Raw genomic sequence first — 26,474 nt, 5'->3', positions numbered from 1 at the left:
TAATAAATATTAATTGCGATCGCCAAGTTGGTAAGAAATGCAGGTAGCATCAATTCTCTTTAACCTCACATCTTACACCAGTACTTATGTACTAAATTAACCTCAGAAAAAGTTCATTTCTCTTTAGCCTAAGATGTTGCAAAGGTCAACTTTCACTCAAATCTACGTGATATAAACTAAACTAGAATAGTAAAAAGTAAAGAAATAGGCATGAAAAAACAGAAAGTTTACCATGTACAAGTGATTTGGGATGCTGAAGCAGATGTTTGGGTGGCGACTAGTGAGGAGATTTCAGGGTTAGCAACAGAAGCAGATACATTAGAGAATCTTAATGATAAGTTACGAGAAATGATTCCAGAATTGTTAATCTTAAATGGACTGCTAGAAGCAGATTATCAAGGATTGCTTCAGATTGAATTAATTTGTCATCGTCAAGAGATTATTTCCCTGGTATCTTAAAAATGCCATCTTCATTCACACCTCAATTAAAAAAACTTCTTTCGGATGCAGGATGTTATTTTGAACGTCAAGGAAAAGGTGATCATGAAATTTGGTACAGTCCAATTACACAAAAAAGATTTGTTGTAGATGGGACAATTAAATCTCGTCATACTGCTAATGCTGTTTTAAAACAAGCAGGACTTTCTAAAGCTTTTTAAGACTTTTTTTACGCCAATGAATGAATATTCTAAGTTCTCATTCAACAGTAGCTTGTGGCAAAGGTGGAAGATTTGAGTTTAAGACTTTTTACGCCAATTTTGAATATTCCAAGTTCTCGAATCCCAGGGAGTCAATTCTACCCCTTCAAGACTATTACTAATACCAATAACTTCCGAGCGATGTATTACAGGAATCATCACCGCTTCACTTACTAGTAAATCATTCATAGAGACTAATAAATCTTTTCTTACTTCAGGATCTAATTCTTGAGTTGCCTGTTGCCAGAGAAGATCATAATCTGGATTACAATAGCGATAATTATTATCTCCAGTCCAATTATTCTCCGGTTGAGGAATAGCATCACAAGTAAAAGTCTGGAGATAGGTAGTGGGATCTGGACTTAGATTACCAGTGGTGTACATCTGTAAATCAGCATAGAAGCGCTCAACAGTATCGCTATTAGCGGGGTCTCCAGAAAAGAAGATACTAGCATCAATACTCCTTAACTCTACCTCTACCCCAATCTCCTCTAAAGCCTGTTTAACAATCTGCTGAGTTTTTTGACGTAGGGGATTAACAGAGGTTTGAAAAACAATTTGCATCTTGATACCATCTTTATCTCGAATACCATCATTATCACTATCTATCCATCCTGCTTCATCAAGTAAAGCGGCAGCTTTCTCTAAATTATACTCATAACTATCAGTAGTAGAGACATATATAGGAGGCGCAACCACCACATTAGCAGTTGGTTTTCCCGTTACTCCATAGAGTTGAGTGGCGATCGCCTCCCGGTCAACGGCCAAATTAAAGGCGCGACGGACTCTGATATCTTGGAAAAAAGGATGAGGATATTCTACTGTAGATCTTTGGTCATTAGTTCTACTTGCACTAGGATCTGTATGATTAATCAGTATTCTCTCCATCAAAGCGCCAAAACTAGAGATAACTTGACCATTACCCGCAGCTTCTAACTCTTGGAGAATATTAGCTTCTACTTGGAGATTATAGGCATAATCTGCTTCATTAGTTTGTAAAACTGCCCTTGCCGCTGAAGTTGCATCCCCACCCCCTTTGAGTTCGATTCTTTCAAAACCTAAATTAGCAGCTTCGCGAAATTCTGGATTTGCTGTATATATAATCAAATCACCTGGTCTAAATTCTACCACTTGATAAGGTCCTGTGCCTACAGGTTGCTGATTTCCTGGCGCTTGACGGGCATTTGAACCCAGATAATCAGCAAATTGATGTTCCGGTATAATCATTCCTTCTGGACCTACAAAAACTAAAAACCAAGAGGGATTAACACTTTTAAAATTAACCTTCACTGTGTAGTCGTCAATAGCTTCTACACTTTCTACCGTTTCATAAGTTCCTGATGTAGTTGTACCAACTTCTGGATTACTAATATAATTATAAGTAAACACCACATCACTAGCAGTAAAGGGTTCACCATCTGACCAATTAATTCCTTGTTTAAGTTTCCAGGTCACTGATTTTCCATCTTCAGCTACTCCCCCATTTTCTAAACTGGGAATTTCTGCCGCTAAAAATGGTCTTAAGTTCCCCTCTGCATCGTAGCTTGCTAAAGGTTCTAAAGTAATTCTAGCCGCTTCATAATCTTTATAACCAGTAGACAGATGGGGATTAAGAATAGTTGGGGCCTGCCAATATAGTAGCCTAAGTGTTGTATCTTGTGTCTCTTGACTAGGTTGAGAGTTACAGGCAGCAAAAGTAAAAGTCAAAATTAGAGACAGACAAAATAAACAGATAGTTTGTAATTTACGCATTATTTATTGAATTAGATATATAATATATGTATCGCTACTAAAAGTATTAATGAGACTAACATAGTTATGTTATTTGACTCCGCTAACCTTCCCTACTGGATTTTTTTGGGTCTGGGTGTAAGCTGTTTCCTCTCAGTTATCTTAACAGGTGGAGATAATGAAGATTCCACAGCCACCGAAGAAGACCTAGAACTAGAAATAGATGGGAGTGGTGATTTCTCCCCAGGAGAATTACTAGGATTACTAGGCATTGGGAAAGCCCCCTTAATTTTAATCTTGGGTATAGATTTTAGCACCTGGGGGGTAACTGGTTGGATACTAAATTTACTAGTAGGTAGTTTAACAGGAGAAATTCCCCAGAGATTTTGGGGATTAGGAGGATTAATTGCCCTAGTCTCCATGTTTATTGCCATCGCCACGGGAAAAGTACTCAGCTACCCTCTGGGAAAGATTTTTGCTGAGTTTGGAGAAGATACTAATAGCGATCGCTTAATTGGTTGTGTGGGCACAGTCACCTCCAAAACCATCCCATATCTCCGAGACGGAAAAATCGGTCACGCTGATGTTTTAGACTCCTACAATAACCGAATCACAGTTATGGTGACTTTACCGGGATGGGCCAAAGTAATTCCCCATCGAGGAGAACAGATTCTCATTATAGAACAAAAATCACAAGCTTACCTAGGAATCGCTAAAGACAGTTCTGATGAAGATTACTGGCTAAATAATCACTCAAATTAAACAAAATAATTGACAAGGTGAAAAATTATGCACTTTTATCTGAATCTTATTCAATCATTACCAGCCGTGAATACCTCTCAACTAGAGGTAAAACAAGCTAAGTTACCTAATCCCAATCAAGAATCTACTTTAATCCAAACCTCAACCTCTCAAGTAGCTTTTTTACCCGGCATAAATCAAGTGAGTGGTCCAGTATTTTTCTCTGGATTAATCGCCGGATTAGTAATTTTACTCCTGTTGAGTACTTGGGCTTATACCAAAGTCTTCGTAATCACCCCCGCTAACGAAGGATTTGTGCGCACAGGAGGTATCTTTATTAAAAACAAAAAAGTAATTATCAATGGAGGCTGTGTAGTCTTACCAGGATTCCATGAAATTACAAGAGTACCTCTAAGAGAAATTTCTATCGACGTAGAAAGAACAAATAAACTAGCAGTGCGCACTCAAGACTACTTGAGAGCAAATATGCGGGTAACCTTCTATGTCTGTGTACAACCAAACCAAGAAGATGTTCTAGCCGCCGCCGCTAAACTATCTAAAGATGGCGTCATCTCCGAAAATAACATCAAAGAAGCAATTGAAAAAAGAGCAGATGATGCCATTCGCGCCGCCGCCAAGAAAAAAAGTATCGCGGAAATAGACTCAGACAAAGTCGGTTTTGCTGATGAAGTGTTTAACCAAATTCAGCACGATTTAAAAAAAGTAGGTTTAACTCTCAACAATATAGCCATTTCTGAAATTGAAGAAAGTGATACCTACGATGAAAATAACTTCTTTGATGCTCAAGGTGTACGTTTACGCACAGAAACAATACAAAGATCGACCCAACAAAAAAGAGAAGTAGAACTCTCAACCAAAGTCTCCATTGAACAAAGAGAATTAGACGCAGAAAAACAATCCCTAGAAATAGCTAGACAAAAAGAAGACGCCAAACTCACTCAACAAAAAGAAATAGCTTTACTTCAAGCAGAAAGAGAACGAGAAATTCAAGCAGCTAAAGACCAAGAAACAGCAAGAATAGAAAAAAATAAATTACTACAGACAAAAAACGTTGAAGAAGAGAAAATTAATCAAGAATTAGCAGTTCAAGCTAGTAAAATTCAAGCAGATATCTCTCTAGAAGAAAAGAACAAAGAACTAAAATTAGCCCAAACAAAACAGCGACAAGAAGCAGAAATAGCCGAAATCACTAGACAACAAAATGTAGCAGCTTCTCAATTACGGGCCCAAGTAGAAGTAGCTGAAGCAGAACAAGAATCAAAAATAGCTCAACAGGCAGCAGCAGTGGCGATCGCCCAAAAAGAAACAGAACGTCTCGCCGCAGAAGCAGCAAAAGCCGAAGCCCAAAGTGCTGTAGAAACAGCAACCCAAGTAGAAAAAGCCGAAAGAGAAAAACGACTCTCAATCATCACCGCCGAACAAGAAGCAGAACAAAAACGCATCTCAGACCAAAACGTGGTTGAATTAGATGTTTTCCGCCGTCGTCGCCAAGCAGAAATTGCTCGTCAAGCCGCAGAATTTGAAGCCCAATCAATTCGCACCCTAGCAGACGCTAACCGCTACCAAGCCATGGCTGAAGCCGAAGGAAAACAGGCCCTAATTGCCGCAGAAAATACCCTCAATAACGCTAATCGCACTGCTGAACTAATCAAAACCATTTGGCCAGAATTAGCGCCTCAATTACCAGAAATAGTCAAGCATTTAGCACCTCAGCCTGGTGTACTAGGAGATGCCCGTATTTACGCCTTTCCGGGAGTAAATGGCGGTAGTAATGGTAATGGCAAACAACCATCTAACAACAGTATGGGAGATGTGAGTAAATTGCTTTGGTCTACTAGTGGTTTATCCCTAATCAATAGCTTAATGAGTGAAGGTAAATTAGTAGAATTAATCGCCATGATTCCTACTCTACTTAATTCTCCTCCCCAATCTACAAATATCAATAACTCCCACCCACCAAAAACAACAACATCTACTCAAGAAACAGAAATTGCCAAATCCCCTAATTTTCAAGGCCCAGATTTAACATCCGAAGAAACAATGAACTTTAACCCTGTATCAGATATATCGAATAGATCCGATATAGATGAGCTAGAATTAGAAGACGAACCCTTAAGTCACAATCAAAGCTAAGATTGAATATTCTTATAAAGGAATATAGCTCTTTTTAGAGAAAGCCCACCAACTCAAACAACAACCTGACAACCCTCCGGGTTTTCAAAGGGTGAAACTCTCAGTCTTAAAGAATTAAAAAATAACTAAATCTCTCTGAGAGTAATTGAGTTGGCGCTTTCTAGATAAAACTAAGACTCATATCTTAGCTAAAGGCGAACAATAGAGAGTGGCTTTTTCAGTTTGTTTATCCTAATTCCTATAATGCAAATTTATGTCTGATAAACTCAATTCTATGTGGCCATCCCTCAATCAATCTCAAAATTTATTCAACTTAGTTACCACTAACCATGATAGTGATCAACCCTTTAAGTTTTTAGATATTCAACAAGGTTACTGGTCTATTTTTACTAAAAATATCAAAAGAAAACAGCAATTTTTTCAACAATCAGGAGTTATTCCTGAAGATTGGACAATAACTGAAACAGGTAAAAATTTTCTGCAATTTAATAATGGGGTTAGAGTGATTTTTCGCTCAGATAAAATTAGTTTTTCAGAAATGCTTAAATATCCCCAGAAATCACCAGCAACTCTAACTTTGATTAATAGATACTCTCAAAAATATTCTCAGGATAAATACCAAGGAATAGTAATTACTTTTAAACGATTAGTCTCTCTTCCAGGCAAATTAAACGGTGCTGTAAATTATTTTAAAGGTAATTTGATTAATTCAGAAATCAGCGAAAATTTAATCAGTGGAAAAATTAGCTTAGTTTATCAATTGGCTCAATATGAATTTCCTTTGAATTTGGAAATAGAATCTGTAAAATTTAAACAAGTTTCTACAGGATTACTACCAGCTTTGCTGTTTACAGGTAAATTTAAATATCAAACTCAACAAATAACCCAAATTAATCAACATAGTAATGAGTGGCTAGATGATTGGAAAGTATTTAATAAAATTATTAATAAAGGATTTTTAAAATAAGTTCCCTTTTCCTGTACCTCAGATTTTGCACTTTTTCCAAAAGTTATTGGTAGTAGCCGCATGAAGAATAAAGACATGAAGAATGCGCGATCGCAGCTTGCTAGTCAACCCATATCTTGCACAAAAACAAAAGTACTAAATAGGCCAACAGGTGAGAGGGGGGAGAGGGGGAGAAGGGGAGATGGGGAGAGGGGGAGAGGGGGAGAGGGGGAGAAATATGGTTTTTAAGTATTTGCATCAATATCTCATAATATAACTGATTAAACGGACTTGATATTACTTCAAGACTTCAAGACTTCTTACTTCAAAACTCAACCACAACCAGTAACATGAGCACGAGAAGGGCGCAAGCCTTGCTATTAGACTCAGTAGATCACAAAGTCCCTTCTAGAGAAGGAAATTTTTAAGCAGCGATCGCCTCTTTAAAACTGACTTTGTGATCTACTGAAGCTGTGTAGCCTCCAGAATCACTCGCTTCAACTTTTTCAGCAAGCCCTATGTAGATGCCGTTACAAAATGAGCTACCGAGATGTAGCCGAATATTTTTTATTAAGAAGATTCCAATTTACCATGAAACAGTGAGAGATTGGGAAGAACGTTTTGCCCTATGATCAACAAAACTTAATAAAAATAGTTTGACGAGAATAGTTAATATCAACGATTAAACGATATTTATTTCCCTTAATATTAAAAACTGTGAAATTTCCCACTGCTTCAGCTTTGGGATATCGGGTTTGAACTTCTAATAAATTTTTCCAGTTAGCCTGAGAAGCAAAGTAAAACCAGTCCTTAAGAGCATCTTCAACATCTGAGTGACGTTTCCAAAATTCTCGTAATTTAATCTTACTGATAACGTGCATTGTCGGATTAATTTCATTGCCTAAGACTAAATTGACAGATACTCACCACCCTATTAATCGCCCTCAAGAAATATTAAATATAGCAATGAGCGTTGTAGTGTTAACAATATTTATATTTACAGATCCCCCCAACCCCCCTTAACAAAGGGGGGCTTTTCATGATAACTGTAAACATCTATTTGCGAGCTTGCTATAATTCCAATAGTTTATCTGGTGAGGAGATTTTGCCCAATTTGATTGTTAGTTTAGCACAAATATTGTGAACAATGTTTCTAGTGCTCTTGGGAAAGTGCGATCGCTTCCCAATAACTCAAGATTATTGACCAAAAAACAGCCTCTAAGGCGCTCTCCGCTTTCGCTGGCAATTTTGAGTAAGTTTATTGCACCCCTGCCCCCTGCTCCGGTGCTTCTCCTCACCATTTTCTTTGTCAAGAACAAAACAGCCCCCCTTAGTAAGGGGGGTTGGGGGGATCATTGGTGATAAATGTTGTTAACACCACTGCGGTCACTGCTATAAAACAGTGATTTTTTGCAATTCGTTACTATTTTTAACACATTTTCACTAAGTAAATTTTGAGAGATATGAAAGAGCTTAAACCTTGTTGCAGTAAAGGTTTCACCTAATTGGTAAGAGCATTGGTACCAAAAAAATTGACAGAAAAAACGCAAAAATAACAGTTTCAGCGATCCACAAAGGTTATACAAGGATTAGAATAATTCAGTGAAACGTTTAGCCTAGGGATATTTGAGCGATTTATTTAATAAATCATTAATCTAACCTAGGCTAGATGGTAAATAACCCAATTGTAATCTAATGGAGATGTTTACATGAACAAAGGCGAATTAGTAGATCAAGTTGCTAAAATGGCCAACAAAAGCAAAAAAGATACAGACGCAGTAATAACAGCAACCTTTGAAGCAATTATGGAAGCAGTTTCAGAAGGAGATAAAGTAACCTTAGTCGGTTTTGGGTCTTTTGAATCAAGAGACCGCAAAGCCAGAGAAGGGCGTAATCCTAAAACCAATGAAAAAATGCACATTCCAGCAACGAAAGTTCCTGCTTTCTCCGCAGGGAAACTGTTTCGGGAAAAAGTTGCTCCTCCAAAAGAAGAGTAATAACTAAAAAGATTGTGAATAGACCAAATCATGGAGGGAATTTAAACTGGGCAGCTTCTATAGCAAACTGCCCAACCTCTTTGATTTTGGATTTTTCCGCCAGCATAAACCCCCTAGGCCCCCCTAGGAGTGTTATGATGGCAATTACAGAAAATTTGCAGTCAATAAAAACTTATCCAGATCCCAATTATCCTCAACTGAAACAAGCACTAGCCAATTGGCACCAATTATCCCCAGGGCAAATACTCCCCGGCAACGGCTCCGCAGAATTACTCACTTGGGCAGCTATGGAGTTATCTAATTTAAACTATACTTATTTGTTAACTCCCGCTTTTAGTGATTATCAGCGCTCCCTTTCTGCCTTCGGCGCTACAATTAAAACCTCCCCCCTGAATTTCTCTACAGGTGTTTGGGAAATTCCTAGAGGTGTACAAAAATCAGGGGGGTTAATTATTAATAATCCCCATAATCCCACAGGCAAACTATTAACTAGAGAGAAAATCTGTTCCTATCTTGAAGAATTCGCCCTAGTGATAGTAGATGAAGCCTTTATGGACTTCTTACCACCCTCTCAACAAGAAAGTGTCATTGATTTAGTCTCCACTTACCCAAATTTAGTAGTTTTGCGCTCCCTAACTAAATTCTATAGCTTACCAGGATTGCGTTTAGGCTATGCGATCGCTCATCCCCCTCGGTTAGAAAAATGGCAAAAATGGCGCGATCCTTGGCCTGTAAATAGTTTGGCTATAGCCGCCGCCACCGCCGCTATCCAAGATACTCAATTTCAACAACACACTTGGCAATGGTTATTTCAAAACCGTCAAGAACTATTTGAAGCTATAAATACAACAAAAACATTTCAAGTTTTACCAAGTTCAGCTAATTTTTTACTAGTGAAAACTAAAATTCCTGGATCTCAACTACAACAACAACTGCTAAAAAAATACCAAATTTTCATTCGTGACTGTCTCAGTTTTCCTGAGTTAGGAGAGGAGTATTTTCGCCTGGCGATTCTATCCTCAAAAGATAATCATAGATTGGTTGAAGCTTTAAAAGCAGAAGAAACCCATGTCAGTAGACTATGACTTAGTAATTATTGGCCATACTTCAGAAGCTTTGTTTGCTGCCAAAATAGCTAGAGAGTGGCAAGCAAGGGTAGCTTTAGTTTTACAAGTCAATGGGGAGAATAGTTGGAAGCGTGATAGTCTCTATTTAAGAATTCTGCAACAAAATTCTATTTCTCTCCACGAGATAGATGAAATTGTTCAAGAATTAATTGCCAAAGAAGAAGATAGTCTTACTAGTTTAGCTACTATGGGTGTAGATATTATCGCCGATTGTGGAGAATTTGTCCGTCTTCCTAGTCTCGCCTTTGTGACTCCTCAACGGAAACTGCGATCGCGCAGTTTCCTGTTAGCCACAGGTTGTGATTTTACGATTCTTCCTCATCCTGACTACCTAACTATCTTTCAACCCTCACACCTAGAAAAACTCTCCTTACTAGGCGATAAACTAGTAATCACAGGCAAGAATCATCAAGCTATAGAAATCGCTCAATATCTCCATAATCGCGGTAAACAGGTAACTCTAATTACTCAACACCAGCAACTATTACCGGAAGTAGATGCAGAAGCTTCTTCAGTTTTACAAGCAATCCTCGAAGCAAAGGGAATAGAAATATTTACTAATTCCCCTATTTCACAAATTAAAATTATAGACGGAGAAAAATGGCTACAGGCAGGGAATCAAGCCTTAACCGCTTCTGAAGTTTTATTGATTCCAGCAACAACTCCAAGTTTACAAGGATTAAATTTAACGAGTGTTGGAGTAGATAGTCAAGACAATCAGCTTATTGTTAATGATAAGCTACAAACGACTAATTCTCGTATTTATGCCTGTGGGGAGTTAATTGATTCTCCGAGTAATCAAGAGATTTGTCAATATCAAGCAAAAGTAGCCGTAAAAAATGCTTTATTTCTGCCGATATCTAGGGTAAACTATCAAAATATTCCTAGGGTTATCTTTACTAATCCTCCTTTAGCTACTGTGGGTTTAGGGGAAATCCCCTCTCAAGAAACTTATGGAGCTCAAATAACTGTACTAAGAGAATACTATAAAAATAATATAAAATCTGAAATCGAAGAGCAAACTAGTGGTATAGTTAAATTGATAGTGAAAAAAAATGGGGAAATAGTGGGAGGACAAATAGTAGGAGTAGTAGCAGAAGAAATGATTGGGGCGATCGCCACAGCTATACAGTCTAAAACTACTATATCTCAAATGCTCTATAGTTTTCCTGACTATAGTTTTTCTCAACTCTTAGGGAAAATTGCTTGGCAATGGGAGAGTCAGAAGATTAAAACTAATCCTTGGTTAAGTTGGGCCAAAACCTGGTTTAATTGGCGACGTAAGAGAATATCATAAAAAATATCTACCAAAAAGATATGAAAGCATCATTTATTGTTTTTGAAGGTTTAGATGGTTCAGGAACTTCTACTCAAGCCGAGTTACTGTTACAATACTATGTTAATCATAACTATCAAGCTATTATTAGTCCTGAGCCTACTAGTGGGCCTATAGGTAAATTTATCAGAACTGTTCTCAATCAGCAAGTGGATTTAGAACAAAAAACAACTGAAAGTTTCGATCAACAAATGTCTTATTTATTTGCAGCAGATCGCTACTATCACCTCTATAATAAGACCAATGGAGTGATTGAGTTATTACAAGACCACATTACCGTTATTAGTACTCGTTATTATTTTTCTTCCTTTGCCTATCACTGTCATCAATCTCAAGACTGGGAATTAGTTAAAAGACTTAACCAAGGGTTTCCCCCTCCAGATGTAGTTATTTACCTAGATATTCCCCTAGCAGTCTCTCTAGCTAGATTAGAAACAAGATCCCAAAGAGAAATCTATGAAAATCAGCACAAGTTAACTCAGGTAAAAGCCAATTATGAAAAGGTTTTACGAGAATATACAGGTTTAAAGTTACAGTTAGATGCCACGCAAACTAAAGAGGTGATTCATGAGATGATTGTAGAGTTTATTAATAGTAAATTATTAAGAGGGTCAACTTCTGCGGGCTGAAGCCGCGCAGCTTGGACGGCCCAAAGTCTGACTAAGAGTTGGCTAGACCACGAGCCAAAAGCCATAACACTTCCGGGTATTTCCCTAGCTCGGACTATTTGTTGGCTTCCTTGGGTGGAAGCACTGCGTAATTGCAGGACACAAGGCTTTTGGTGGTCTTAGGGACTTACAACTTGTAAAACAAGGATTATCTCTTATGTTGCGAGTACCAGTTCAAAATCCCGATGGTTCTCCGGCAATGCCTACCAAAGCATCGCGGGCACGCCGTTGCTCACATCTTGCATCTTTACCTAATGTTACTGGTGGTGGTTGAGTAATGAGTAATGAGTTACGGGCGACTTTAGTCTCATATCAAAGCACCAGAACTTATGTACTAAATTAACCTCAGAAAAAGTTCATTTCTCTTTCGCCTAAGATCTTACACTCGGTCAACCAATTTTTAAGCTTTGAGCATTAATTCTTTAACTCATTACTTCAAAACTCATTACTTCAAAACTTAACCACCACAAGTAACTTTGGGTAAAGATCAAGATCTGAGTAGTCGTCGGTTCGCCTTTCCTCCCCGCACTAAAGTTACGGGGATTCCAGGCTTTCAATTACTTCTGTTGAAAATATTTCCCTTGTCTATCTTTTGGACTAAAGTCCAACTACGAACCTAGTTTTTTTGGTGTATATAAACAGGATTTAGTATAATGTCGAATCAGTATACAAATAGTTAAACAAATATGACCAGCACGATTAAATACATATTAAGAAATTTAATCACTTTGAGAGAATTTTGTCCTAGCTTATCAGACCATTTATTTCTTATTTTCGGTTGTCAAAGAAGCGGCACTACCTTACTTCTCTCTATTCTCAATGCTCATTCACAGATAAATACCGTGGATGAAACTGAATTTCCCTCACCCTATCCTTTTCCCTCAGCTCAAAGATTAGTTTACAACAAAATCTTCAACTATTATTCCTGTTTTAAAATTTTAGAACATTCTCATCAAGTTGAATTTTTACAAAAATATTACCCCAAAGCTAAAATAATTTGGCCGATTAGAAATCCTTTTAGTACTATATTATCAATGCAAAATCTCACTAATTCTCAAGGAAACTGGATCGAAAGATGTGGCCAAACAGAAATTAACCGACTAGCTAACTATTATCCCAACCAATTAAAAAATCTCGACTTTTCTCAACTATCTGATACAGAAATTGGGGCACTTTATTGGTTGTATAAAAATAAATTTCCTCAGGTTTTAAGAGATTATGGTTTTAAAGTATATATATTTAAATATGAAAACCTTTTGCAAAATACAGAAATACAGTTAAAAAAAATTATTAATTTTCTTGAGCTAAATTGGGATAATAAAATTATCAATTTTGCTCAAAATAATCCCAGTAAAACCCTAGCTGGAGGAACTCAAACAGACCAACCCATTGATCCTAAAAGGATTAATGATTTTCAAGGCTTAACTACCGATAAAATTAGCATAATCAACTCAATTTGTCAAGAGCTAATTACTCAATACAATTATAATTTGGAGACAATGTTATCAAATGAATAGTGAAAATTGCGGTGTATTTTACGTAGCGGCAGGAAAAAAATATGTTGATGAAGCCTGTTATTCAGCAAGTAGTCTCAGAAAAATTAATCCTAATATCAACATAGCAATAGCTTGTAATGAAGAGCCGAAAAATAAAAACTTATTTAATCATATAATCATAGTTGATGAAACAGTCTCCTCCAGAAATGAAGGCTTACTATTCAAAGTAAAAACTCTTTACTTCCTCTCTCCCTATGAAAAGACTCTATTTGTAGACACAGATACATTTTTCACGGCAGATTGTGTCAGTGGCTTTGAAATTCTCACATATTTTGATATTGCTATGTGTTTAGCGCCAGTAGATACTCACTATCCTCGTCTTGAATCAGGGGATAAACTAGAATGTAAACCTTTGAATACTGGTGTTATTTTCTTTAAGCAAAATAAAGTCAATCACTATCTTTTCCAGCGATGGATTGATATTTACTCAGATAAATTAGCAAAAAATAATAACTTACGAGAAAGCGATCAAACTTCATTTGTAGAAGCTCTAATCTCTTCTCAATCGAGACTATATCCTTTGCCTAGTGAGTGGAATGCCAGATTTTGCTTTATCAATGTTTTTTGTGAGCCTGTGAGAATTTTACATGGCTATTCTAGACGATTAGAAAATATTGCTTATCTGATTAACCTTAACTCCAATGCTTCCAGGGCATGGATTCCCCATTTAAAAAAAGCCATAGTCTTTAAACCTTATACTTGGAGACACAAAGCAGGTAAAATTAGAGATAATTTACTGAAATTCTTTGAGAAATAAGCTTCTATCGAAGCTGATTTGATATGTAGAGCCAGAAATAAACAATTGTCAGTTAAGAGCTTCAACTAAACCAACTCCGTAACCTTGGACATAGTTAACGCCCATTTCTGCTAACTTATTCCGGGTTTTTTGATTTTCTACGCATTCAGCGATAGTTTCGATTCCTAATAACTGAGCGATTTTTTGAATAGATTCTACAATGATATAACTAAGTTCGTTTCTATCAATACTTTTAATGAAGCTTCCGTCAATCTTGATATAATCAACAGGTAAATTTTGTAAATAGATAAAAGAAGACATCCCAGTGCCAAAATCATCTAGTGCAAATTGACAACCAAAAGTTTTAAACTTTTTAATTAACTTTTTTGCCTGGGTTAAATTACTAATTGCCGCTGTTTCAGTTATTTCAAAACAAACTGATTCTCCCGGTAAAGTTTTATTACTGAGTAATTTTTCTACATGGTCCAAAAATTCTAAGTTTCCAAAGCTATTACCAGATAGATTAACTAAATATTTAGTAGAAACAATACCATGACTATTAATAAATTCTGCCAATTTTTCAATGACTATTTTATCTATACTAGGCATTAATCCAAATTCTTCCGCCGTAGCAATAAAATCCCGAGGATATACTAATTGTTGCTCTTCTGATACCATACGTACAAAAATCTCATACCGTGTTAAAACTGAGATGCTTTCATCAATAACAGTTGGTTCAATTTTTTGCCGATAGAGAACAAAATTTTTCTCTTGAATAGCTCGATTAAGAATTGTAATTATTTGATGCTTACTACGCATCTTAATTAAAGTATGTTCAGTGGATTTATAGGATTGAATACTCCCTATACCTATCTTTTTTGCTGTCAAACAAGCAGCATCCGCGGAACTTAGAATGATAGAAATATCAGAAGTATTCTTATTTATCTCCACTAATCCGAAGCTGGCAGTTATTTTGATGATTTTTTTTTGCCAAACAAAGTTAAACTCCTGAATTATTTTTCTGAGTTGAACAACTTTTTCGTAGGCATTAGTTAAGTTGCAATCTGGCATAAGTAGGACAAATTTGTCACTACTTAAATGAGCGAGAATGCCATAGTTTTTAGTTTCCTGTTGTAAAACCTGACTCAAGTCTATGAGTAATTTATCTCCTCCTTGATAACTACAGTTATCGTTAATCGCTCTAAAATGATTGATATCAAAGTAACAAAGGGTATGAATTTTATTTTCTTGGTTTGCTGTTTCAATAGCATAAGATAGACATTTTTCTAAATAGATACGATTGTATAATCCAGTTAAAGTATCTCGCTCTGATTGGTAGTTTAGTTGTCCTAATAAAGTATCTAAATCGTATTCATTATTAAATATTATTGTATAACCTGTAGTTTGATAGTTATTTTCATCAATTTTTCTTGTAGTTAAAGTAATATCTATTTTTTGATTAGTATTATTTACCAAGTAATACTGATTATCACAGCTAGTTAGAGAATTAATTCTCGAAAATATCGTTAGATAATTATCTACCATTTCATCATTAGTTCTCTTTCTTAGCTTAAAAACTTCCTGGAGATGATTATTAATGGCTTGGTTATAGTTGAATCCTATTAATTCGCAGGCTTTGTGATTGAGATAGGTAATATAGTATTTAGAATCAGTGATAATTACAGCATCTCCCAAAGTTTTAAGGGCGACTTCAGCAAGTTGTTGTTTTTGCTCAATTTCTTTTTGTAAATTAACTGTATCAGTAAGGTCTGCTACAAAAGAAAGAATTGAAAGTAGATTTCTTTGGTGATCAAAAAGTAGAGAATTATACCACTCACAGTTAATTACTCGGCCATCTTTTGTATAGTTACGATTTCTAGAAATATTATTAGTAACCTGTTGATTGAGTAATTCTCTCATAATTTCTGACACATTGTCTTGATCTTCTATATAAACAAAATTCCAATCAAAAGGATTTTTAGAGAGAATTTCAGACTTTGTCCAGCCAAATATAAGTTCGGCCATTTTTGACCACCGAATTACTCGAAATTGATTATCCCATTCGATTACACCCAGGGGAAGATTATCTAGGTGAGAGTTTAGTAAATTGATAGAAGTCATCTCGCACTTAATCGATTAATTAAAATTTTAGATTAGTCTTTATTTTAATATCTTAATTAAGATATTAAAATAAAGAAAACAAAACTTGAAAATATATGGTACAAGCAGCACAAAAAAGTGATAATTTAGCCCTAGCACAAGCAGCCGTGGAGTTGATAAAAAAAAATGGTTGTGAATATGGAGATATACGTATCAATCGCTACCGCCAACAAAATCTCATGGCAAGAGATCGCTCTTTGAATCAGTTAGCAGATAATCTTAACTCAGGCTTTGGAATTAGAGTACTATATAAGGGAGCTTGGGGATTTGCCGCCAGCTCACAAATCGACCCTGAAACCATTACTAGAACTGTTAATTTAGCAGTAGATATAGCCAAAGGGAGTTTACTGTCTCAACAACAACCAGTGAAATTAGTACCCGTAGAAGCTAGTAAAGACACCTACATCACACCCATTATCATAGATCCCTTTACAGTGTCTGTAGCAGAGAAAGCAGAATTATTGTTAGAGATTAATCACCAATTACTAGAATACGAAAATCAGGGAATAAAAAAAGCCTATAGCTTTTTAAGCTTCACCCAAGAAACAAAAAGCTTCGCTTCCACAGAAGGTTCAGTGATAGAACAAATTATCTATCGTAGTAATGGGGGTTACGGGGCTACAGCGATCGCCAACGGCGATGCCCAAAGCCGCAACTACTCCCTCAATCCCCTGAATATAGGCTACGAAAACATCAATAAACAGGATTTACTCAATAATATAGATAGAGTGGCCCAAGAAGCGATCGCCAAAGTCAAGGCACCAGAAATTCCTGCCCAAGTTACTAATTTAATCTTACAACCCACCAATCTCTGGTTAACTATACACGAATCTGTAGGACATCCCACCGAACTAGATAGAGTGTATGGATATGAAGCCAACTTCGCAGGCACTAGTTTTGCCACCACCGATAAACTAGGAAAACTGCAATACGCAGCTCCCTGGGTTAATTTTAAAGCAGATCGCACCCAACCAGGAGGACGCAGTACTGTAGGTTATGATGATGAGGGGGTAAAATCCCAAGAGTGGTATGTAGTCAAAGACGGTATCTTAGTAGATTATCTCACAGATAGAGAAACAGCCTATCGTTTAGGACGCGGTAGTAGTAATGGCTGTGCTTATGCTGATAGTTGGTCAAGTATTCCTATGGTGCGTATTCCTAACCTCGGTTTAGAACCAGGTAAACCCGATGATAGCCATACTGCCACCCTTGCAGAAATGATTAGTGATACTGAAGAGGGGATTTTAATCGATGGCATTGGTAGTTTCTCTATCGACCAACAAAGACGTAATTTTCAATTTGGTGGCGATGCCTTCTGGAAAATAGAAAAAGGTAAAATTGTGGGGATGTTAAAAAATGTAACTTATCACTCCATGACCACTGACTTTTGGAATAGTATTGATGCGATCTCCCCTGAAGATGAATGGGAGCAATGTGGGGTCAATTTATGCGGCAAAGGCGAACCCATGCAGATAGCTCAAATGAGTCATGCTTGTGTTCCCGTGAGAGTTAGAGATATTCAGATTGGCAAAAATTAGTTAAAAAAAAGAGGGTATTGTTATAATACCCTGGGAAAAAAATAATTTTTACTTTCAATACTTTTAATGGTTACGGATTTGCCAATCAGTATTAGGTTCAGTTTCAAAAGCTACTGTAGCTAGACGTCCTAGCTCACCATCATATAGCCAAACACCGTTGTTACCATTAGCACCATTGCGCCAAACAATGTCAGCGAAGCCATCACCATTGAAATCACCAGTACCACGAATAGCCCAGTCTGGGTTAAGTTCTGAGTCTAGAACAACGACTTCGTCTACATTTTGACCAGCTTCACCACCCATTAACCAGATACCATTTTCTCCGGTTGTTCGGTTGCGCCACAGGATATCAGCCGTGTCATCTTCATTAAAGTCATCGATCCCTACCATTTCCCAGTCTGTGTTAGACTCTGATTGAATGGCAACTTTTGCTACCACACCCAGGTCTTCATCTAGGTACCAGATACCATTATCACCAGTTTCTGAGTTACGCCAGAACAGGTCGTCATTACCTTCTTGATTAGCATGACCTGCGCCAGCTATGTACCATGCTGTGTTTCTTTCTGCCTCAAATTGGCGGATACCTTGGCGTTCACCATCTCTCATCAACCAGACAAAGTTTGCCCCTGTGTCAAAGTTGCGCCAAATAATATCTTCTGTACCATTGTCGTTGAAATCACCAGTACCAGAAATTGCCCAAACAGGGTTATTTTCTGAGTCAATACTAACTTTTTCTTGAGGACCGAAGGTACCCCCTTCATCAGCATCATTCATATACCAGAAGCCATTATCTCCACTGACTCGATTGCGCCATACTAAGTCAGAGATACCGTCGTCGTTAAAATCAGCTTTTACTGGTTCGTTTTCTTGATTGAATATTTCTGATTCTATTTCTGATTCTAAGATTTCTAAGCTAAATTCTTGATCAGCCATTTTTGTTTAAGCCTCCTCACACTAAAAATGAGATTATCATTGCTTTTTGATGACTATCATAGTATATTACCATGTTTATTAGCAACAATTTACTTTAAATTTAATTTTTATTTAAGTTAATTTTTGTTTAATTTACTTAAACAGATCCTTAACTTCTTCCAAAAGATATAGATCAGTAAGTTAATAATCTTTATGCTAGAATATCTTTTAATTTTTTTCTATTTCTCTAGGGATACTCAAATATTAATATGTTTTTAACTACTAAACTTACTAATTATATAATAGTCAAAAGCCAAACATTAGCTTATAAACTTAAAAAAACTCCAGAAAAGTTACTAATTTTTGTGAAAGATTTGGTAAAGTTTAACTATCCTAAATCCAAAAGAGTTATTTATGAGGGACTCTGTCATATTGTGAATTTCCCTACTTACTTAAAACGTAAATATTTAGGACAAAAGCTTATTAACCAAACTTCTTTAGAAGCTTTTCAACCTATATCCAGGGAAACAGGTTTTAGTTGTTATTCTCAACTGGATTTTCCACCATTAGATACAGCAATTGACTTTGCTAGAGAAAGACTATCTCAAACTAATCTCCAAGAATTACTGGACAAAGCTGAGGGGAAACATAAGTACTTGTTAGCCTTGCCAATTAAACACGAATTAACCCTAGATTCTCCCTTAGTAAAATTAGCTTTACATCCTGCTCTCTTAAGTATTGTAACTCAATACATAGGTGTATTGCCAATTTTAAACTCAGTTAATATTCTCTACTCCGCTAATCAATCAATTCATGAACATAGTTCCCAGTATTCTCACTTAGATCCCGAAGGAGTAAGACAAATCAAGGTTTTTATCTATCTTAACGAAGTAACAGAGGAAGCAGGACCATTTACCTTGATTCCCGCTAAGAAATCTCAAGCAATTTATCCTGTTTACAAAGGTGGGAGGCTTACAGATGAATTTATAAGTAAATTTGTAGAACCAGAAGATTTTACCCCGATAACAGGGCCAGCAGGGACTATGATACTAGTAGATACATCTAGCTGTTTTCATTTTGGCAGTAGACCAGGTAAATTAGATCGTCGAGGTATTTTATTACAATACGTTTCACCCTTCGCCATGATTTTTCCTCGTTTCGGCTGGCAAAGAAAGACAAGACTCGCTCATTTAGCTAGAGAGGATTCATCAGTATTGATAAAATGTTTATTGGGAGTGAATTAACGTACCCTATATAATAATCTTAAAATTAATCAGAAAACAAGAAAAAATGGGAGGAGCAATGAAATTTACCGCCTATGCAGCTTTAAAACCCCAAGAAAAACTACAATTATGGGAATATGAACCCGCACCCTTAGAAGAAAATCAAATTGAAATCAAAGTAACTCATAATGGTCTTTGTCATACAGATATTCACATGAGAGACAATGACTGGGGAGTGAGTCAATTTCCTCTAGTGGCAGGTCATGAAGTAGTAGGAGAAGTTACAGAAGTTGGGAGCAAAGTAACCAATTTAAAACCAGGCGATCGCGTGGGCTGTGGTTGGATACGTAATTCCTGTCGCACATGTGACTATTGTTTGTCTGGAGAAGAAAATATCTGTCGTCAGGGTTATACTGGCTTAATTGTCGGTAATCATGGTGGTTTTGCTGATAAATTAAGAATCAATGCAGATTTTGTTTATAAAATTCCTGAAAAGTTAGACTCTGCTAGTGCCGCACCCCTATTATGTGCCGGAATTACCGTCTATACACCTCTACGTACCCATATTAAACATCCCGCTACCCGAGTGGGAATAATCGGTATAGGTGGTTTAGGACATTTAGCGATTAAATTTGCTAAAGCAATGGGTGCAGAAGTCATAGCTTTTTCCTCTTCCCCAGGTAAAGAAGCAGAAGCTAAAGAATTCGGCGCCCATCATTTTGTTAAATGGGGCACGGCTGAAGAAATGAAGGATTTAACAAATTCTTTAGATTTATTGTTAACTACTTCTTCGGCAGAATTAGACTGGGACTTAGCTTTTAGCTTATTAGCAAATAATGGTGTTTTATGTTTCTTGGGAATTCCTGTATCTAGTATTAATGTTCCCCTAATTCCCTTAATCTTTGGACAAAAATCAATCGCAGGTAGTGTAGTTGGCGGACGAAAATTTATGCAGGAAATGTTAGAATTTGCTGCCCTTAATCAAATTACACCGATGATTGAAACTATGCCTATAGGTGAAATTAATCAAGCGATGGACAAGGTAGCGGCTAATAAAGCTCGTTATCGCATTGTTTTAGTTTCCTAAAATTTATACTTGAGGAGGTGATTAAAGGCTCTATTCTATGATTAGCTTATTTAGTGCCAATAAATCTAAAGTTTCGCTAATTTTGCTCTTTTTTCTGGTTATTTGTGCCAATTATGCTAGTCAAATTCATCTTTGGGGTGATGAAACTATTGCCATTTTGCGTGCTAATAATGATTGGAGGGACATTTTAGCTGATGCTGATAATCATACTCCTACTTATTTTTTATTGCTAAAGTTATTAACTCCAGTTATCTCAAGTAATAGTATTTTTTGGTTACGTCTACTTCATGTTGTGCCCTTTTTAGGGGGTTTATATCTTGGTTATTTGACTTTAAAACAAGTATTTCCTCACTCTCCTATTCCCCTATTAACCTTGGCTATTACTATTTTTTTACCTAACTATATATTTTATGCCACCAATATTAGAATGTATAGTTTGACTTTTTTAGCTGCCATGGCTTTTATCTATATAGTTATTTTACTATTACTAGAAAAAGTTCAAAAAAACTTGGTCTATTTATTGGCTTTATTTTTAATATCCTTAGCTTTGACCATTAGTAGCTTTACTAGTTTAATTTATCTATTTCCTGGATTATTTATTTGCTTATATAAGAAACATTATCGCCCATTTTTTGCAATTTTAAGCGCTTTTTTTATAGGTTTTGCTGCGGTAGTAATTGTTTGTCCTGGTGATATCGGGGCTATAGTCAATTGGCAAGTAGTTTTATCTCAAGGTATTAGTACTGATAAATTTACCTTAATTAGCTTTGCTAAGCAAGTTTATTTTGGCATTAGACCGGGTTTAGATTTGATTTATCCGGCAGGTTTACCTGTAGTAATCGCTTTAGGTTTACCAATTCTGCTGATGATAGTTTATTTTATTCAGTTAGGACGTTTGGGTTGGCAGAATAAGTCTAATTTAGCTTTACAATTTATGTTAATTAATTCTTGTATTTGGTTGCTAGTCGCTCCCACAGGCTATGCTTTTACTCGTTTTTTTCTTCCTAGTCAGTTTTTTATGGTAGCTATCTTGGTAGCAGGAATTTATAGCAGTAAAAAACTCTGGATGCTTATTTTTAGCTTAGTGGTGATAGCCATGGTGATGATTAATATTAAAGAAGTGGTGCAGCCAACTCTACGTCTATATAGTATGATTCCTTATGAGGAGATAGCAACTGATGTAATTAAACAAAGCAAGGTTAATGATGTAGATACAATCATCCTGGCCCATAATTCTCTAAATACTAAATCAATTGAATACTTTCTTAAAGAAAAGTTAGAATCAACTTCTATTAATTTAACTATCTTATTTTGGAATCCTGAGTTAGATATGCCCGCAATTCCACTGATTTATATCTCCCATCTAGCAGAAAATGAAGAATTTACCTCCGGGGAAACTATCGCTGAAAAGTGGAATTTAACCCCAGAAAAATTGCAAGGATATATAAAAATAGAGAGATTGCCTTATAATTTTTTATGGAGGCAAAGAATAAGCGATCGCGCCTTACAACCAGAAGCTGTTATTACTTATATACTCAGATAAACTATCGCTGAAAAGTGGAATTTAACCCCAGAAAAATTGCAAGGATATATAAAAATAGAGAGATTGCCTTATAATTTTTTATGGAGGCAAAGAATAAGCGATCGCGCCTTACAACCAGAAGCTGTTATTACTTATATACTCAGATAAACAAGATGAATCTCAATAATAACTCCATACCAAGAAGACAAATACTCAACTTTTTTACTGGCGCCGCCGTTGCTTTCTGTTTAAATTCCATTAGCAAATCAATCTCAGTAAAAGCCACTGAAGCGATTATCGCTAAAGATAATCAAGGTAATCCTCTCTCAGCTAAAGAGATGTTAGCACAACCTCCAGGAACTAAAATTTTAATTGCTGGTTTAAGAGGAGATCCGACATATTTAACTATTAGTGATGAAGGGAGTTTACAACCTTGGGGAGTAGTAAATATCTGTCCTCATGCCGGATGTGATGCTGATTGGAGTAGTGAAAATAGTTATTTTGAATGTCCCTGTCATAATTCTCAATTCGATTCCCAAGGTAAAGTCCTTCGTGGTCCCTCAGGTTACCCTTTAGAATTAGTTAGTGTTAGAGTAGCTGATGATTATATTCAGGTTTCTCCCTGGGAAGGAAGCGATCCTCGTACGGGTGAAACTCCCTGGTGGATGTAGTGTAGTCGGTTTTGAGTATCTAAATTGAACAGGAAACACCTTAACACCTTAACAGGTAAGGGTTTTTTGACCATTTCAAAACTTTTTCTATTTTACGTTTAATTTCGCCTACCTACTTAGATGATTGATAAGGCTCAATACCAAACTTTACAAAATATAGCACAGTTAAAACCAGACCTAATTATTAGAGGTTCCTTGTTTCCAGAACCTGTATGTATAATTACGGTCATACATACAGGAGATAATAGCTGTAAATTAATCGGTCAAGGATTAAATACCAACCAAGTATATCAGCCGATTCTTACTACAGCTCAAATACAAGAATTACAAATAGAACCTGATACAGAATCTTTTGACGGAGATTCTACCCTATTTCGTCTAGGGGTTGAAGCCATGCGGTGGAGTTTAGCCCATGAATACGACCCCTATTTCTCCTTGGCTATGTCACGGGTTGACCCCCTTCCCCATCAACTAGAGGCAGTATACGAGTATTTTCTCAAACTCTCTAGAATTCGTTTTCTCCTTGCCGATGACCCAGGCGCAGGTAAAACTATTATGGCAGGTCTTCTCCTTAAGGAATTAAAAATTAGAGGTTTAGTACAGCGGGTTCTGATTCTTTCTCCTGCTAACCTGACTTTTCAATGGCAGAGAGAAATGAAAGATAAATTTCGGGAAAACTTTGAGGTAATTAGAGGGGATATCTTGAGGGCTAATTATGGTCAAAACCCTTGGCAAGATAAAACTCAAGTTGTTACCTCTATTTCCTGGGTATCAGTGATAAAAGATGCTAAAAAAAGCCTTCTTAGGTCCCATTGGGATTTAATTATTGTCGATGAGGCACACAAAATGAGTGCCACTACAAGAGAAAAAACTTTAGCCTACCAGTTAGGGGAAAAACTCTCAGAAATAACCGACCATTACCTGTTAATGACCGCTACTCCCCACAAAGGAGACCCCAATAATTTCTGTCTCTTCTTAGAACTTTTGGATAAAGATGTTTATGGAGATATCAAAAGCTTAGAAGAAGCAATGGCGCGAAATTCTGCTCCTTTTTACCTACGTCGCACCAAAGAAGCGTTAATGACTTTTCCCGATTCTGATACCGGAGAAGTTAAAAAACTATTTACTAATCGTCGCGTAGAAACTATCGCTTTCCAAATTAATAACTACGAACTTGACCTTTATTGGGACTTAACTGATTATGTACAAGACCAATCCATCAAAGCTATTCAAGAAGACCCCATTAGAGGGAGAGCTTTAGGCTTTACTATGGCAATGCTGCAACGTCGTTTTGCTTCTAGTATATATGCTGTTCGTCGTTCTCTAGAAAGAATGAAAAACAAACGGGAGAAGATATTAGAAGACCCTGATACTTATCGTCAAGAGCAAATAAATAAGAAATTACCCCATGATTTTGAGGAAATGACTGAAGGAGAACAAGAAAAAATTATTGGGGATTTAGAAAATATAGTTGTTTCTGTTAATACTCAAGATTTACAAAATGAGATTAGAAAGTTAAAAGAGTTAATTCATTCAGCTAGAGAGTTAGAAAAGCGAGAGATTGAAACTAAATTAGTCAAACTAAAAGAGGTGATTACTCAACAGGGGATTTTCCAAGACCCAAACATGAAATTACTGATTTTTACCGAACATAAAGATACTCTTGATTATTTAGTAGCTAAATTAAGAGACTGGGGTTTAACAGTTACCCAAATTCATGGGAGTATGAAGATTGGCGATAGAGATACACCAGATACCAGAATTTATGCAGAAAAAGAATTTAGAGAGGATTGTCAAATATTAGTAGCCACAGAAGCTGCTGGTGAGGGGATAAATCTTCAGTTTTGCTGGTTCATGATTAATTATGATATTCCCTGGAATCCTGTACGTTTAGAGCAACGTATGGGCAGAATTCACCGCTATGGTCAAGAGAAAGACTGTTTAATCTTTAATTTTGTGGCTAATAATACTCGTGAAGGCGCAGTGCTTGATAAACTGTTTGAACGGATTAAGAATATTGAAGCAGATTTAGACCCAGAGAAAACAGGTAAAGTGTTTAATGTTCTTGGTGATATTTTCCCCTCTAATCAATTGGAGAAAATGTTAAGAGAAATGTACACTAAGAATTTAACTGAAGAAGCAATAGTAGAGCGTATTGTTAAATCTGTTGATATTGAACATTTTCAGAAAATTACCAGCTCCGCTTTAGAGGGATTAGCCAAGCGTGAGTGCAATTTAATTAAGCAGCTTGGTAAACATATCGAAATGAAAGAGCACCGACTTGCCCCTGAAAGTATCGAAGAGTTTTTCCTAGCCGCGGCACCTAGGGTGGGTATTTCCCCTAAACAGGTGGGAAAAGATTCTCATATTTTTCGTATTGGTAAAATTCCTAGTTCTCTATGGTCAATAGGCGATCGCCTGGAGTCAAAATTTGGTAAACTTGGTAGAGAATATAAACAAGTCGTATTTAACAAAGAGATTCTCAAAGAGAATCCTACCCTAGAATGGGTAACACCCGGTCATCCTCTGTTTGAGACTGTTAGAGAGGCAATAGAAGTTAAATCACAAGATAATTTAAGAGCTGGTGCCATCTTCTATGACTTACATCGCTCACAACCAGTTATGCTTGATGTTTTCTCCGGCAGCATCACTGATGGACGAGGAAATGTTCTCCATAAGAAGCTTTTCGTAATTGAGAGCGATTTCAACAGCCATATTATTCTCAGACAACCAACTATCTTTTTAGACTTAATATCTACTGAAAAAGATATAAAGCCCTTAGATACTAGTAATTTACCAGGTAAACAGCAATTAGAGCAAAAATTAATTACAGAAGCTTTACAACCCCTGTTAGAAGAAGTGAAACTAGAAAAACTCAAAGAGGTTGATACTATTACTAGACATATAGAAATTAGTCTGAAAACCATTATTGATAGAGAAAATTGTAAGTTAGCTGAACTATTAGAACAAAAAGAATCAGGCTCAACGGAAGCAGGATTAGATGGGAGAATCAAGCAAGTAGATGACAGACTCTCAGAGTTAAATTATCGTCTAGAAAGCCGACTGCAAGAATTACAACAAGAAAAAAGCCTTACCATTTCTGATATACATCACTATGGTCGCGCTTGGGTATTGCCACATCCAGACCGAAATTCTCCTCAACTAGCTGAAATGGTGAGTAATGAAGAGATTGAGAGAATTGCCGTAGAGGAGGTGATTAAATACGAAGAAAATAGAGGGAGGAGAGTAGAGAGTGTCGAGAGAGAAAATCGAGGATTTGATTTAATCTCCAGACTTCCACACCCAGAAGACCCCCAAACTGCCAGAGATATTAGATTTATTGAAGTAAAAGGGAGGTCTGCTGTGGGAGATATCGCCTTAACTACTAATGAGTATAAAACTGCTCAACGGCTAAAACAAGACTATTGGCTTTATGTGGTGTTTAATTGTGCAACTAAACCAGAAATCCACTGTATTAACGACCCTGTTAAATTAGGATGGAAGTCTGTTTCTAAAATCCAGCATTATCAAATTAATTCTCAAGAGATAATAGAGAAATTTAGTATTTAGTATTTAGTAGGGTGCGTTAGGGCGAAGCCCGTAACGCACCGTTAGTTGAGTAATGAGTAATAAGTAATGAGTAATGAGTAAGAAGCCAGTAACCTGTAGGT

At 36.5% G+C, this 26,474-nt stretch carries 21 protein-coding genes and 1 pseudogene; 18 read left to right on the top strand and 4 right to left on the bottom strand.

Annotated features, from left to right (window positions below):
• The first annotated feature begins 210 nt into the window (after positions 1-210).
• Positions 211-459 (top strand): DUF1902 domain-containing protein, encoded by a 249-nt coding sequence (locus MW688_RS17240; RefSeq protein WP_486737249.1) that lies wholly within the window; start codon positions 211-213, stop codon positions 457-459.
• A gap of 2 nt (positions 460-461) precedes the next feature.
• Entirely contained in the window at positions 462-659 is a 198-nt protein-coding gene (locus tag MW688_RS17235) for a type II toxin-antitoxin system HicA family toxin (protein ID WP_486737248.1), read from the top strand.
• A 78-nt stretch (positions 660-737) separates the two neighbouring features.
• Here MW688_RS17235 and MW688_RS17230 read toward each other — a convergent pair whose 3' ends face one another.
• Entirely contained in the window at positions 738-2,453 is a 1,716-nt protein-coding gene (locus tag MW688_RS17230) for a peptide ABC transporter substrate-binding protein (protein ID WP_486737283.1), read from the bottom strand.
• Between the two features lie 63 nt (positions 2,454-2,516).
• On the opposite strand from MW688_RS17230, the gene MW688_RS17225 reads away from it, so the two are divergent.
• From MW688_RS17225 to MW688_RS17210, 4 genes and pseudogenes are all read left to right on the top strand, one after another.
• The gene (locus MW688_RS17225; protein ID WP_486737247.1) at positions 2,517-3,191 is read left to right on the top strand and encodes a DUF1449 domain-containing protein; all 675 of its coding nucleotides are present in this window, start codon (positions 2,517-2,519) and stop codon (positions 3,189-3,191) included.
• 27 nt (positions 3,192-3,218) lie between these two features.
• Positions 3,219-5,324, top strand: a complete 2,106-nt coding sequence (locus MW688_RS17220; protein WP_486737246.1) for a flotillin family protein — start codon at positions 3,219-3,221, stop codon at positions 5,322-5,324.
• 253 nt (positions 5,325-5,577) lie between these two features.
• Positions 5,578-6,291, top strand: a complete 714-nt coding sequence (locus MW688_RS17215; RefSeq protein ID WP_486737245.1) for a hypothetical protein — start codon at positions 5,578-5,580, stop codon at positions 6,289-6,291.
• A 501-nt stretch (positions 6,292-6,792) separates the two neighbouring features.
• Positions 6,793-6,893, top strand: a pseudogene (locus MW688_RS17210) (IS6 family transposase); the annotation flags it as partial.
• Between the two features lie 9 nt (positions 6,894-6,902).
• On the opposite strand, the gene MW688_RS17205 reads toward MW688_RS17210, so the two are convergent.
• Positions 6,903-7,151 carry a type II toxin-antitoxin system HigB family toxin gene (locus MW688_RS17205; protein ID WP_486737244.1) on the bottom strand — a complete coding sequence of 83 codons (249 nt, stop codon included), beginning with the start codon at positions 7,149-7,151 and terminating at the stop codon, positions 6,903-6,905.
• An 828-nt stretch (positions 7,152-7,979) separates the two neighbouring features.
• Here MW688_RS17205 and MW688_RS17200 point away from each other — a divergent pair.
• The 6 genes from MW688_RS17200 (at position 7,980) to MW688_RS17175 (ending at position 13,711) form a co-directional block, all read left to right on the top strand.
• Positions 7,980-8,267, top strand: coding sequence for an HU family DNA-binding protein (locus MW688_RS17200; RefSeq protein WP_486737243.1), 288 nt, complete (start codon positions 7,980-7,982; stop codon positions 8,265-8,267).
• A 14-nt stretch (positions 8,268-8,281) separates the two neighbouring features.
• The gene (gene cobD, locus MW688_RS17195; RefSeq protein ID WP_486737242.1) at positions 8,282-9,352 is read left to right on the top strand and encodes a threonine-phosphate decarboxylase CobD; all 1,071 of its coding nucleotides are present in this window, start codon (positions 8,282-8,284) and stop codon (positions 9,350-9,352) included.
• Positions 9,336-10,691 (top strand): FAD-dependent oxidoreductase, encoded by a 1,356-nt coding sequence (locus MW688_RS17190; protein WP_486737241.1) that lies wholly within the window; start codon positions 9,336-9,338, stop codon positions 10,689-10,691. The genes cobD and MW688_RS17190 overlap by 17 nt, the downstream gene beginning before the upstream one ends.
• Before the next feature lie 20 nt (positions 10,692-10,711).
• Positions 10,712-11,359 carry a dTMP kinase gene (gene tmk, locus MW688_RS17185; protein WP_486737240.1) on the top strand — a complete coding sequence of 216 codons (648 nt, stop codon included), beginning with the start codon at positions 10,712-10,714 and terminating at the stop codon, positions 11,357-11,359.
• A 725-nt stretch (positions 11,360-12,084) separates the two neighbouring features.
• Positions 12,085-12,915 carry a sulfotransferase family protein gene (locus tag MW688_RS17180; RefSeq protein WP_486737239.1) on the top strand — a complete coding sequence of 277 codons (831 nt, stop codon included), beginning with the start codon at positions 12,085-12,087 and terminating at the stop codon, positions 12,913-12,915.
• Complete coding sequence (locus MW688_RS17175; protein WP_486737238.1) at positions 12,908-13,711, top strand: hypothetical protein; 804 nt, start codon at positions 12,908-12,910, stop codon at positions 13,709-13,711. Before MW688_RS17180 ends, MW688_RS17175 begins: the two co-directional genes overlap by 8 nt.
• A gap of 48 nt (positions 13,712-13,759) precedes the next feature.
• Here MW688_RS17175 and MW688_RS17170 read toward each other — a convergent pair whose 3' ends face one another.
• Positions 13,760-15,811 carry an EAL domain-containing protein gene (locus tag MW688_RS17170; RefSeq protein WP_486737237.1) on the bottom strand — a complete coding sequence of 684 codons (2,052 nt, stop codon included), beginning with the start codon at positions 15,809-15,811 and terminating at the stop codon, positions 13,760-13,762.
• Between the two features lie 95 nt (positions 15,812-15,906).
• Here MW688_RS17170 and MW688_RS17165 point away from each other — a divergent pair, with 95 nt between their 5' ends.
• Positions 15,907-17,388, top strand: a complete 1,482-nt coding sequence (locus MW688_RS17165) for a TldD/PmbA family protein (RefSeq protein ID WP_486737236.1) — start codon at positions 15,907-15,909, stop codon at positions 17,386-17,388.
• A gap of 63 nt (positions 17,389-17,451) precedes the next feature.
• On the opposite strand, the gene MW688_RS17160 is transcribed toward MW688_RS17165, so the two are convergent.
• Entirely contained in the window at positions 17,452-18,321 is an 870-nt protein-coding gene (locus MW688_RS17160; RefSeq protein WP_486737235.1) for an FG-GAP repeat domain-containing protein, read from the bottom strand.
• Positions 18,322-18,569: 248 nt separating this feature from the next.
• Here MW688_RS17160 and MW688_RS17155 point away from each other — a divergent pair, with 248 nt between their 5' ends.
• From MW688_RS17155 to MW688_RS17135, 5 genes are all read left to right on the top strand, one after another.
• Entirely contained in the window at positions 18,570-19,544 is a 975-nt protein-coding gene (locus MW688_RS17155) for a phytanoyl-CoA dioxygenase family protein (RefSeq protein ID WP_486737234.1), read from the top strand.
• A 46-nt stretch (positions 19,545-19,590) separates the two neighbouring features.
• Complete coding sequence (locus MW688_RS17150; RefSeq protein WP_486737233.1) at positions 19,591-20,610, top strand: NAD(P)-dependent alcohol dehydrogenase; 1,020 nt, start codon at positions 19,591-19,593, stop codon at positions 20,608-20,610.
• A gap of 37 nt (positions 20,611-20,647) precedes the next feature.
• Positions 20,648-22,153: a hypothetical protein gene (locus MW688_RS17145; protein WP_486737232.1), complete on the top strand. Its 1,506-nt coding sequence runs from the start codon at positions 20,648-20,650 to the stop codon at positions 22,151-22,153.
• Between the two features lie 152 nt (positions 22,154-22,305).
• Positions 22,306-22,803, top strand: coding sequence for a cytochrome b6-f complex iron-sulfur subunit (gene petC / locus MW688_RS17140; protein WP_486737231.1), 498 nt, complete (start codon positions 22,306-22,308; stop codon positions 22,801-22,803).
• 120 nt (positions 22,804-22,923) lie between these two features.
• Entirely contained in the window at positions 22,924-26,373 is a 3,450-nt protein-coding gene (locus MW688_RS17135) for a helicase-related protein (RefSeq protein ID WP_486737230.1), read from the top strand.
• The last annotated feature ends 101 nt before the right edge of the window (positions 26,374-26,474 follow it).

The sequence above is a fragment of the Johannesbaptistia floridana genome, from assembly GCF_057440575.1.
This window is presented reverse-complemented; position numbering and strand designations above follow the sequence as displayed.

Coding starts and splice junctions, on each gene's coding strand:
- petC (WP_486737231.1), top strand. CDS start 22,306: ATGAATCTCAATAATAACTCCATACCAAGAAGACAAATACTCAACTTT.
- MW688_RS17215 (WP_486737245.1), top strand. CDS start 5,578: ATGTCTGATAAACTCAATTCTATGTGGCCATCCCTCAATCAATCTCAA.
- MW688_RS17150 (WP_486737233.1), top strand. CDS start 19,591: ATGGGAGGAGCAATGAAATTTACCGCCTATGCAGCTTTAAAACCCCAA.
- MW688_RS17160 (WP_486737235.1), bottom strand. CDS start 18,321: ATGGCTGATCAAGAATTTAGCTTAGAAATCTTAGAATCAGAAATAGAA.
- MW688_RS17190 (WP_486737241.1), top strand. CDS start 9,336: ATGTCAGTAGACTATGACTTAGTAATTATTGGCCATACTTCAGAAGCT.
- MW688_RS17240 (WP_486737249.1), top strand. CDS start 211: ATGAAAAAACAGAAAGTTTACCATGTACAAGTGATTTGGGATGCTGAA.
- MW688_RS17135 (WP_486737230.1), top strand. CDS start 22,924: ATGATTGATAAGGCTCAATACCAAACTTTACAAAATATAGCACAGTTA.
- MW688_RS17200 (WP_486737243.1), top strand. CDS start 7,980: ATGAACAAAGGCGAATTAGTAGATCAAGTTGCTAAAATGGCCAACAAA.
- MW688_RS17170 (WP_486737237.1), bottom strand. CDS start 15,811: ATGACTTCTATCAATTTACTAAACTCTCACCTAGATAATCTTCCCCTG.
- MW688_RS17235 (WP_486737248.1), top strand. CDS start 462: ATGCCATCTTCATTCACACCTCAATTAAAAAAACTTCTTTCGGATGCA.
- MW688_RS17220 (WP_486737246.1), top strand. CDS start 3,219: ATGCACTTTTATCTGAATCTTATTCAATCATTACCAGCCGTGAATACC.
- MW688_RS17155 (WP_486737234.1), top strand. CDS start 18,570: ATGTTTTTAACTACTAAACTTACTAATTATATAATAGTCAAAAGCCAA.
- MW688_RS17165 (WP_486737236.1), top strand. CDS start 15,907: ATGGTACAAGCAGCACAAAAAAGTGATAATTTAGCCCTAGCACAAGCA.
- MW688_RS17175 (WP_486737238.1), top strand. CDS start 12,908: ATGAATAGTGAAAATTGCGGTGTATTTTACGTAGCGGCAGGAAAAAAA.
- MW688_RS17205 (WP_486737244.1), bottom strand. CDS start 7,151: ATGCACGTTATCAGTAAGATTAAATTACGAGAATTTTGGAAACGTCAC.
- tmk (WP_486737240.1), top strand. CDS start 10,712: ATGAAAGCATCATTTATTGTTTTTGAAGGTTTAGATGGTTCAGGAACT.
- MW688_RS17180 (WP_486737239.1), top strand. CDS start 12,085: ATGACCAGCACGATTAAATACATATTAAGAAATTTAATCACTTTGAGA.
- MW688_RS17225 (WP_486737247.1), top strand. CDS start 2,517: ATGTTATTTGACTCCGCTAACCTTCCCTACTGGATTTTTTTGGGTCTG.
- MW688_RS17145 (WP_486737232.1), top strand. CDS start 20,648: ATGATTAGCTTATTTAGTGCCAATAAATCTAAAGTTTCGCTAATTTTG.